The sequence below is a fragment of the Clostridioides sp. ZZV15-6388 genome, from assembly GCF_020657755.1.
Classification (GTDB): Bacteria; Bacillota; Clostridia; order Peptostreptococcales; family Peptostreptococcaceae; genus Clostridioides.
Genome location: NZ_JAGWCU010000038.1, coordinates 23,283 through 33,727, shown reverse-complemented (window position 1 = coordinate 33,727; position 10,445 = coordinate 23,283). Strand labels below are relative to the sequence as shown.

General features: G+C 29.2%; 7 protein-coding genes. 2 read left to right on the top strand and 5 right to left on the bottom strand.

What is annotated here, in order from left to right:
* Positions 1-237 precede the first annotated feature (237 nt).
* The 5 genes from KGF48_RS17200 to KGF48_RS17180 all read right to left on the bottom strand — a co-directional run bounded on the left by KGF48_RS17200 (position 238) and on the right by KGF48_RS17180 (position 5,467).
* A complete protein-coding gene (locus tag KGF48_RS17200; RefSeq protein ID WP_227841197.1) occupies positions 238-942 on the bottom strand; it encodes a response regulator transcription factor in 705 nt (234 codons plus the stop codon).
* On the bottom strand, positions 933-2,540 hold the full coding sequence (locus KGF48_RS17195) for an ATP-binding protein (RefSeq protein ID WP_227841196.1): 1,608 nt from the start codon (positions 2,538-2,540) through the stop codon (positions 933-935). Before KGF48_RS17195 ends, KGF48_RS17200 begins: the two co-directional genes overlap by 10 nt.
* Before the next feature lie 263 nt (positions 2,541-2,803).
* A complete protein-coding gene (locus KGF48_RS17190; protein ID WP_227841195.1) occupies positions 2,804-3,982 on the bottom strand; it encodes a hypothetical protein in 1,179 nt (392 codons plus the stop codon).
* 228 nt (positions 3,983-4,210) lie between these two features.
* A complete protein-coding gene (locus KGF48_RS17185; RefSeq protein ID WP_227841194.1) occupies positions 4,211-4,705 on the bottom strand; it encodes a threonine/serine exporter family protein in 495 nt (164 codons plus the stop codon).
* The gene (locus KGF48_RS17180) at positions 4,706-5,467 is read right to left on the bottom strand and encodes a threonine/serine exporter family protein (protein WP_227868312.1); all 762 of its coding nucleotides are present in this window, start codon (positions 5,465-5,467) and stop codon (positions 4,706-4,708) included.
* A gap of 687 nt (positions 5,468-6,154) precedes the next feature.
* On the opposite strand from KGF48_RS17180, the gene KGF48_RS17175 reads away from it, so the two are divergent.
* Positions 6,155-8,989: a sigma-54-dependent transcriptional regulator gene (locus tag KGF48_RS17175; RefSeq protein ID WP_227841192.1), complete on the top strand. Its 2,835-nt coding sequence runs from the start codon at positions 6,155-6,157 to the stop codon at positions 8,987-8,989.
* Positions 8,990-9,030: 41 nt separating this feature from the next.
* Positions 9,031-10,275 carry a D-alanyl-D-alanine carboxypeptidase family protein gene (locus KGF48_RS17170; protein WP_227841191.1) on the top strand — a complete coding sequence of 415 codons (1,245 nt, stop codon included), beginning with the start codon at positions 9,031-9,033 and terminating at the stop codon, positions 10,273-10,275.
* The last annotated feature ends 170 nt before the right edge of the window (positions 10,276-10,445 follow it).

Sequence of the window (10,445 nt, the reverse complement as noted above, 5' to 3'; positions counted from 1 at the left end):
GTATAAAATATTTATAAAAAAGAAATATCACATTAACTAAAGCTTCAATTAAAAATATATTTTATTTAAATAAAAATATAGTCTTTATAAAAACACAGTTTTTGTATTAAAAATAGCCATGCAAGTATAATATTAATAGGCTGTCTTTCCTCCTACTTATTATAGAACACATGGCTATTTATATTTAGTTAAAATACTACTACTAGTATAGATTAACTAATACTTTTAATTTGATACTTATTCATCTGTCATACGATATCCTACTCCTACTTCAGTCAAAATATACTCTGGTTGAGCAGGATTTTTTTCAATTTTTCGTCTTATACTTGCCATAAAAACTCTAAGAGATTGGTTTTCGCTTTCATAGTAATTACCCCAAACCTTATCTATTATAAATTTATGTGTTAAAACTCTCCCTGAATACTTAGACATTAATTCAACAAGTTTATATTCAATTGGAGTTAAGTGTATCTCCTCACCATTAATAGATACAGCATGCTTTTCATAATCTATCTTTAGATTTTTAACCTCAAAGGTTGTAGGAATATCACTATTTATCTTACCTTGTTGAACTTTATTTCTAAGGGCCACACGCACTCTAGCCAAAAGTTCTGTTACACTAAAAGGTTTCGTCAAATAATCATCTGCTCCACCATCTAAAGCCTCAACTTTATCTCTCTCATGTTCTCTTGCCGAAACAACAATTATTTTATTATTTTTAGCACAAGCCCTAACTCTACCTATTACCTCAATTCCATCAATATCTGGTAAACCTAAATCTAAAATTATTAAATCTGGGTCAAGAGAATGTATAAGTGATATAGCTGTGCCTCCATTGTCAGTTTCTACACATCTATAGTTTTGAGTTTCCAGAGACACTTTTATAAATTTACAAATTGGTCTATCGTCTTCCACAATTAAAACCAACGGTTTTACTTCCATTCGTCTTTCACCTCCCCTTTATCTAAAGGTATACTAAATCTAAATGTGGCTCCTCCAGAAGGATTATTAAAAGCAATAATTTCTCCACCATGAGCTTGTACTATAGACTTACATATTTCTAAACCAAGACCAATCCCTCTTCTTTCAAGATTTCTTGCTTTATTCTTTGTATAAAATCTATTAAATATATTCTTAATATCTTCACTTGGTATTCCTTTTCCGTTGTCTGCCACTTCAAATAATACATTTTCAGCTTCTTTACTTACAGTTAATTCTATCTTAGAATTTTTAGGTGTATGTCTTATAGCATTGTCAATTAAGTTTACTAAAACTTGCTCTATCAATAATACATCCACATGAACTATTATTATTTCATCTGGTATATTGGTTTGTATCTCTCTACTATTGGCAAATTTTTTAACTCTTAATATAGATTCCGCAATTATTTCATCTACAACCTCTGGACGTTTTTCAATATCCAATTTTCCTTCATCTATTCTGGTCATACTAAGTATATTCTCAACAGAGTGAGTCAACCAACTTGTATCTTCATATATATTTTTTAGTAGCTCTACTCTAGTTTCTTTATCTATTACATCATCATTTTCAAGTATAGTTGAAGAAGAACCTAGTATACTTGTAAGTGGAGTTCTCAAATCATGAGAAATTGATCTAAGCAAGTTTCCTCTTAATCTCTCTCGTTCTGTTTCAAGATTAGCTTTTTTATTCTTTTCAAATAGATTTTCTCTATCAATTGCTAATGCAACTTGTGTTGAAACTGCTTCTAACAATATCTTTTCATTTTCCGTAATAATATCAATTTTAAAACATGCAATACCTATAACACCAAGAACATTGGATTCTTGACCTTTTATAGGAAAATAGTAAGCACTACTATTTTTACAATATTTTGTTCCAATCCCAACTGGCACACCTGTTCTAAAAGCCTCTTTTATAGCTTCCTTTTCTAATACTGAATAGAATATATTCTCACTTCCGTCATTATTACAAATATAAATACTTGGCTTACCTAGATTATTATCACTATCTGCAATAGTTACTATAACAGTTCTATTTAACATGTTTACCAAATTAGACCCACAAAATTCAATTATTTGATTTTTATTTTTTGCTTTAAGAAGTGTTTTATTATTTTCATAAAGCAACCTTATCATTTTCTCTCTTTTATGAGAAAGTCTTACTTCTTTTTTTATTCTAGAAGTTAAAGTACTTGTTATAATTGCTGCCAAAAGCATAATACAAAAGGTCATTGGATAATCTTTTCTATAAGCTATAAAAGTATATAATGGGTGTGTAAAGAAAAAATTAAATGATAGCACTCCTATTACTGAAGAAAGTATTCCAAAAAAATACCCATGTGTTATACTTGTAGCAAATAATACACCTAATATATACACTAAAATAATATTAGATTCATTAAAACCTACTTTTTTAAAAGCTACTGATATTCCAGTAGCAATTATCATAACCAATATAGTTTTTATAAAGTCCTTAATAATTATTTTCTTACTGAGATAGTCATCTTCATCATAATCATACTCTTTTAAGTCCTCATGATGTAGTCGTTCTTTTTTCATTTACTACAATTCCTCCTTATTGTTACTGTTTAAATTGACTCTAATGTATATAATACAATTTTATCATAATAAATTCAATCAATACATTTAATTAATACCTTCAAATTACTAAAAGGTGCTGTCTTAAAATGAAAATAAATCTCTATTTCAAAACAGCACCTTTATATATTTAAATCACTAATTTAATTTTTACATATTTAAATTGTTAGTTCAATTCAATCTAATAAATTATAATATCTTAATATTTGATTTTTAAAACATTCCTATCCGACAAGCATAAATATAAAGTGGGCACATACACCTGCACATAAACCACCTATTGTATGCGAAAGAATCGCTTTACCAGCTAATGGTCTTGCATCTAAAGCATCCATCATACCAATGTGTGTACTTAAATATCCACTCCAACACATACCCATTGCTGTAAATACTGCTATATCATTAGGAGTTATAGCACCTGATTTTATGAATTCTGGTACTAGAGATATTGCTGCTCCAACAGCACCTAATGCAGTTACAGGGAATGCTATTGCTTCTGGTGAAGTAAATCCAAATAATGGTTCTATTATAAAACTGATTTTGTCACCAATAGCAGGTAATAATTTTATACCTTCATATGCAGCTCCTGTGTAAACAGCTTGACCTGTAGCAGGGTCTGTAGATGGTCCAAAAGTTAATAACATAACTAATGTACAAACTACTAAAACTCCTGGTATTATAGCCATACCCATTTCAACACCTAGCTTACCACCTTCAAGTATAGCATCCAATGTTCTTTGGAATACATTACCATCTCTTATTTCTCTAAACTCTTCAATCTTTGCACTGTTTACACTTGCTTGTTTGTCATTATCACTTTTAGGGTCATAATTATAATACTTTTTAGTAAAAGTCAACATAATTCTAACACTAATAATACTACCTATTATTGCTCCAACGTTACCAATTATAGCTGGTAATACATATTCTTTACCTTGAGCTATCATGAAAGTTGTTACAATAAGTCCCATACCAAAAGCTGTTCCTAAGTTACATAAAGCAGGCACTTGATATTTTTTAAAGTATTGTGTAAATGTTTTGTCTTTAGCGAATGGTATAATAGCTGGGTTATCAGATAAATAAGTTGCCACTACTCCTGCTATACTAGCACCAGGTAACCCCCATATAGGTCTCATAAGGCCCTTAAATATCTTATTTACTAAAGATATTACTCCAAATTCTGAAAGTAATGCACTAAGTGCACCTGCAAGGACTGCCATTGCCATTATCAAAAATACTGTGTCTAGTAAAAGTGCATGTGCCGTGCTCATTATTACTTTGAACATCATTCCTGCACCCATGATACTGCCTACATAGCCAAATCCTACCGCCAAAAGTACAATAAATACGAAAGTTTCCATACTTACTGCCTTGACTCTCCTCTTATCTGACAGCTTCTCCATTTTGATTTTCCCCCTTTTTAATTTAGAATTAATGTTTCTACATTAATACAAATTTGTTAATACAAAACAAGTTCTAAAACTTACATCTGTGATTCAAGTTGTCGGTTTGTTGAAATAAAAAACCGTGACTGATATTATAACAATAAGAATATCTAATTTAATAAAAGATATTCTTATTCTATTTTATGTTATTATATTATCATCCTTTGGTATAAAAGTCAATTTTTTCTATTTCTGTGGTTTAATTTTATTTATGCTCTTCTTATATTTTTCATTATCTTTTATCTTCGAAACTATTCCATACAGATTAACTCTTCTAAATACTGTAGTTATAAATACTAACCCCAATGCAATCGAACCTGCACAAGATAATGTACTTACCCCATACTCTACTGCCTTAATATAATCATTAGTTAAAACAGAATACATAGTGTTATATATTCCATAACCTGGTACTAAGATTATGAGACAACAAACACTTAAGGTTGTCGATGGAGTCATATAAATCCTAGCACATAATTCACAGTATATTGCAAAACATACTGTAGCTATAAAAAAACACAGGTTTACTGATACACCCATATTCAAACAAAACTTATACGAAAACCAAGCTATACTTCCACCTACACCTGATATTATCAAGTTTTTTCCCTTCATATTAAATAAGACTCCAAAACTTAAGGCTGTAAAAAAAGCTGCTACTACTTCTATAAACAATTTCATTTATATACCCCCTAACTTGAAGTATAATCCTAGTACCAAAAACATTCCTACTGCTATGGATACACCTACAAAAAATACTTCTGCCAACTTTGCAAGACCAGATATCAATTGACCATCTAACAAGTCTCTTAACGCATTAGTTAAAGCAAGTCCTGGAACCAAAAGCATTATTGCTCCTGCTATTAAATGGTCCATAGTCTTTATAAATCCAAGTTTTAGAATCACAATAGAACAAAAAGCTATAACAACTGCTCCTATCGCATTTACAAAAAAATCGTTTAGTGAGGACTTATTTAGGTACATAATAACAAATTTAGTCATTATTCCCACCATAAACGCAGCTATAAATTCTTTTAAATCTCCTCCAAATAATATAGAAAAAGTTGATGCTGCAATACCTGCAAAAATTATTGTTACTATATCTGAATAATAATTATCTTCACTTATCTCATCTAAAATCCTCTCACATAACTCAATATCTAAATTATTTATACTGATTGCTCTTGATAATGAGTTAACTTCATGAACTAAGTTTAGGTCTACCCTTCTTGAACTTATTCTTTTAATTGCTGAATGTAGTTTTCCATCTACAAAAACAGATGCCATTACAGCCGTTGGAGTTGCAAATACATCTACATGCTCTATACCAAAAGATTGGCATATTCTACTTATCGTTTCTTCAACTCTATAAGTTTCTCCTCCACTTTGCAACATAGCTTTACCTGCATTTGAGGAAAAGTTTAAAATTCTATCTATATCCACAAAACATATCTCCCATTCTTTTATAATATTATTCATATTTTATTACAATATATTAATTATTTAAAACTATTTTAAATAATTAATATCCAATATTTAGATTTTATGAAAAAATTTGTTTTTTATGCTTGTCAAAAATAAATTATAAAGTTATTTACACCATAAAATGGCTGAATTAATATTTCATAGACACTTTCAACCATTGATATACAACCTCTTTAAATTTTACAAGCTTATTTTTCTTTTCATTATTTTTGTTTCAATAAAAAATTCCCTCTCCACTTACTCTTCATTTTACCAATTCTTCATTAAATACTCTAAAACCTACTACAATTGACGATTTACAATAACTATAATTTTAAATCTGTACACTTTTAAATTTCTCATAACCTAATAATTAATTTATATATATTTAAGTAATTAGTTTTTATATATTTATATGAACATTAGATAAAAGTGCTACATACATTACAAAATTTATACTTATCTAATATAACAACATAATACCTTATGTAAATCCATAAAAATCCATATCTCATATAATGCAACTATTATTTTAACACCAACTACTACACAAAACAACATATTAAAAAGTAAAATACAAAATATCCACTATAAACCTTATTTTAATATTAAATATATATTATAATATATTTAATATAACTTAAATATAAAGAAAGGGGGTACTATATGTTAAGAAAAGATAAGGTTTTATTATCACTACATAAGTTATGTAATGATATAACTTTAAAAGACCTACAATCAGAGAAAACAGGATTTACTACTCTTGAAGTTGCTAACAATTCATCTCTTGATAGAAGTAATACTAGTAAAGAATTAAATAATCTATACAATGAAAAGAAAGTTGTAAAAATATCTGGTAAACCTATTTTATTTTTACATGCTGGTATTATTGAAAATTTGATTGGTCGTACCTTAAATAGCTCGGAATATTCTATAAGCAATTGTAATGAACTATTTAAATCAACTAAAAATGATTCAGAAGATGTCTTCTCAACATTACTTGGACATGATTCTAGCCTTAAATTAGCTATAGAAAAAGCTAAATCTGCCATACTTTACCCTCCAAAAGGTCTTAATACATTACTTATAGGGCCTACTGGTGTTGGAAAGAGTACCTTTGCTGAAACAATGTACAAATATGCTATAGAAAGCAAAGTATTTTCTTCTGAAAGTAAATTTGTAGTATTTAACTGTGCTGAATATGCAGAAAATGCTAACTTACTTCTTAGTAATTTATTTGGTTATGTTAAAGGTTCTTTTACTGGTGCTAATAAAGATAAATTTGGGATAGTTGCACAGGCTAATGGTGGTATATTGTTTTTGGATGAAATACACAGATTACCCCCAGAAGGTCAAGAGATGCTTTTTCTTTTGATGGATAAAGGTATATACAGACGATTAGGAGAATCTGATGTCGTACATAGAGCTACAGTCTTTATTGTGTGTGCTACAACAGAAGACATACAGTCTTCCTTACTTGGAACTTTTCTAAGAAGAATTCCTGTTACAATTAACCTACCTGCTTTACAGGATAGGTCCTTAAAAGAAAGATTATCTCTCATTAAATATTTCTTTATTGTAGAATCTAAATATACTAATGCAACTATAAGAGTTCATAAAGACGTAATTAAATCATTACTACTTTATGATTGTTTTGGTAATATAGGTCAACTTAAGTCTGATATACAACTTATGAGTGCAAGAGCATTTTTAAATTATAAGACTGAACTAAAAGACAACATAGAAATAGACTTATCTCTTGTTCCTGACTATATTTACACTGGTCTTTTAAAGTTGAATGAAAATCGTAGTAATTTAAATAAATTATCAGAACTTGATTATATGCTTTTTTATGAATTCAATGGTAACAACTTAGAGGTTGAATATACAAAAGAACTATCTAAATACAATATAGATACATCAAACGATGGATTTAGATACTCTACAGAGATTCCTTATCTAGAAAATGATATAAGGAGTATGTTTATAAATTACATGGAGAAATACTCTACAAAATTACTTTCAGTATCCTCAGTAACTCATTCTGATTATACAAGTAATGAGATTTTTAAAGTAATCAACCCAAAGATTTACTATGCTGTTGAACACTCTTTAAAAGAGGCTGAAAAAATCTCTCGAAATAAATATACAAAACAAACTTATGTTGCTCTTTCAATGCATATAAGTGCTCTTATAGAAAATATAAACCAGGATACATATAATCCTAAGTACAATCTATATAATGATAAAATTTTCTTAGAGAAAGATTTAAATATAGCTAAAATAGTTTTAAGTATAATTGAAAACGACCTACAGATATCTTTACCTAAAGATGAAGTGAAATTTATATCTATGTTTCTAAATAGTACATACCTTGAACCTAATAATCACTCTGAAAGTATTGGAGTTATAATACTTGCTCATGGAAATTCAACAGCTAGCAGTATGTGTGATGTAGCCAATTCACTACTTGGTACAAACCATTGTAATGCAATTGATATGCCTTTGGATGTGAAAGTAAGTACTATACTTGACAAAGCTATAGAATTGGTAAAAGAATGTGATGAAGGTAAGGGGGTACTCCTTTTAACAGACATGGGCTCTCTTATAGCTTTTGGAGAACTTATTTCAGAAAAAACAAAGATTAAAACACGCTCTATTGAAATGGTGTCTACTCCAATAGTTTTGGAAGCAGTAAGAAAAAGTACTCTACCAGAAATGACCTTAGATGAGTTAGCTAACTCTTTAAGTTCTTTAAATCCATATATTGGACGAGCTGCAATTGACTCATCAGAAATAAATTATCCTGAAAAATCGAGAGATTATGCTATAATAACTACTTGTATAACAGGTTATGGTTCAGCTATGAAAGTTGCAGACTTTATAAATTCTTCGCTAAAAAATATCAATAAGTACAATATTAACTTAGTTCCTCATAATATAGAGAGTTTTAAAATTTATAGGAATAAATTTAGTAATACTAAAATTTTAGCAGTTGTTGGTAGTGTAGACTTTAATGTTGCTAACACTCCATTTATACACATAGAAGAACTTCTAAATGGATATGGCCTTGATATGTTAAACAAGATAATAGAAGGTACATTCAACACCAATATTATCACTAATATAAAGGAAACAAATCTATCATATAACAGCTTAATAATAAACTTCATGTCTCAGAACTTAGAATTATTGGACTCAGTTAAATTATTCAACTATGTTAATTCATCATTATTTTCAATAATAGAATTAATAGACGAAGACCTTAAGAGTAAATTTAAACTTGGATATATACTACACTGCTCTTTTATGATAGAAAGATGTTTTAAAAATACAACTTTTCCATATAATAACATTACTGAGTTAATTGGTAAAAATTATAAATTATATGAATTAATACGAGAAGCGTTTAAAACAACTGAAGCTTACTTTAATATTTCGATACCAGATGAGGAAATTGCTTATATAATAGATATGATTAATGAATATCTAAATAAATAGAGCCTATAGTTCCTATCTTGCGCACATAATTAGTATATGAAATGGAGGATGAAATTTTGAAAAGAAAAATAAAACTTTTAGCAATACTTGCATTAATTTTTACATTTATAACACCTGGATTCTCATTTGCAGATAATCCACCAGTCCCAAATTCTTCAAGGGCAGCATTGCTTATAGACCAAGATACTAGAAGAATATTATTTGAAAAAAATAGCGACGAAAAAATGCCTCTAGCTAGCTTAAGTAAGATGATGACATTTTTACTTGCAATAGAGGCAGTAGATAAGAATCAAGTTAAAGAAACTGATATAGTAAAAATAGACAAGTCTACAGCCTCTGTTGGAGGTTCTACTTGTAAGCTTAAAGATGGCGATGAAATACCTCTAGGGGAGCTTATGCAAGGTCTTATGCTTGTTTCTGGAAATGATGCTGCTATGGCCATAGCGAAATACATTGGTAAAGATGAAAAGAATTTTGTAGATATGATGAATAAGAAAGCTGAAGAAATAGGAATGCATGATACGTATTATTTTAATCCAAATGGTCTTCCTAGATATACTGACCCAGAACGTAAAGAGCCTCCTATCGAGAACATATCAACAGCTCATGATATAGTTACTCTTGGAAAGTATATGTATGACCATTATGAAAGTCAGGTTACTAGAATAACTACTATGCAAGTTTATAATGATACTAAAAAAGATTTTACACACTACAATACAAATCCTCTACTTGTTTCAGTTCCTGGTGTTGATGGAATAAAGACAGGTTATACAGATAATGCTGGATATTGTTTTGCATTTTCTATGATGGTACCTAAAGATGCTAAAAATGAAAGAAATCATAGATTAATAGGTGTTGTACTTGGTGATGGTAATAAGAAGAATAGAATTTCTTCTTCTGCTAGCTTATTGAAGTATGGTAAAGACAATTTCCATTCTAAAAAAATAGCTCATAAGGGGGATACTATAGAAACTCCTTGTGTTGATGGTATTGATGATTTTAAGATAAAAGTTAAGGTAGATAAAGATTTATATGGTGTTGTTTCAGATAATGAGAATATCAATCCTAAGATAGTGTTTAAGAGTATGAGTTATCCTATCAATAAGGGAGATATTGTTGGTGTTGCAAAGTATTATAATGATTCTGGTAAGTTTGTTGGAAGTGTTAATGTGAGAAGTGAAAGCAATATAGGGTGTATTCCTTTGAAGGACAAGATTAAGATTAAGGTCGCTAAGATAAATAGAGAGCTTGAAGGCAGAAATTCTGTTTGTTTTAAGGCTTAGTGCTTAGATAAAAGTTAAGAGATTGAATGAAAGTTGAAAATTATGGAAAGCTCCACTGTATGGTGGGGTTTTTTGTTGTTGTGTTTTTACAAAAAAATTAAAATAGTGGCAACAATTGAGGATGTGAGGGAGAGTTGCCACTATTTTGTATAGGGTATTATATTATGTTT

Coding starts and splice junctions, on each gene's coding strand:
- KGF48_RS17200 (WP_227841197.1), bottom strand. CDS start 942: ATGGAAGTAAAACCGTTGGTTTTAATTGTGGAAGACGATAGACCAATT.
- KGF48_RS17195 (WP_227841196.1), bottom strand. CDS start 2,540: ATGAAAAAAGAACGACTACATCATGAGGACTTAAAAGAGTATGATTAT.
- KGF48_RS17190 (WP_227841195.1), bottom strand. CDS start 3,982: ATGGAGAAGCTGTCAGATAAGAGGAGAGTCAAGGCAGTAAGTATGGAA.
- KGF48_RS17185 (WP_227841194.1), bottom strand. CDS start 4,705: ATGAAATTGTTTATAGAAGTAGTAGCAGCTTTTTTTACAGCCTTAAGT.
- KGF48_RS17175 (WP_227841192.1), top strand. CDS start 6,155: ATGTTAAGAAAAGATAAGGTTTTATTATCACTACATAAGTTATGTAAT.
- KGF48_RS17170 (WP_227841191.1), top strand. CDS start 9,031: ATGGAGGATGAAATTTTGAAAAGAAAAATAAAACTTTTAGCAATACTT.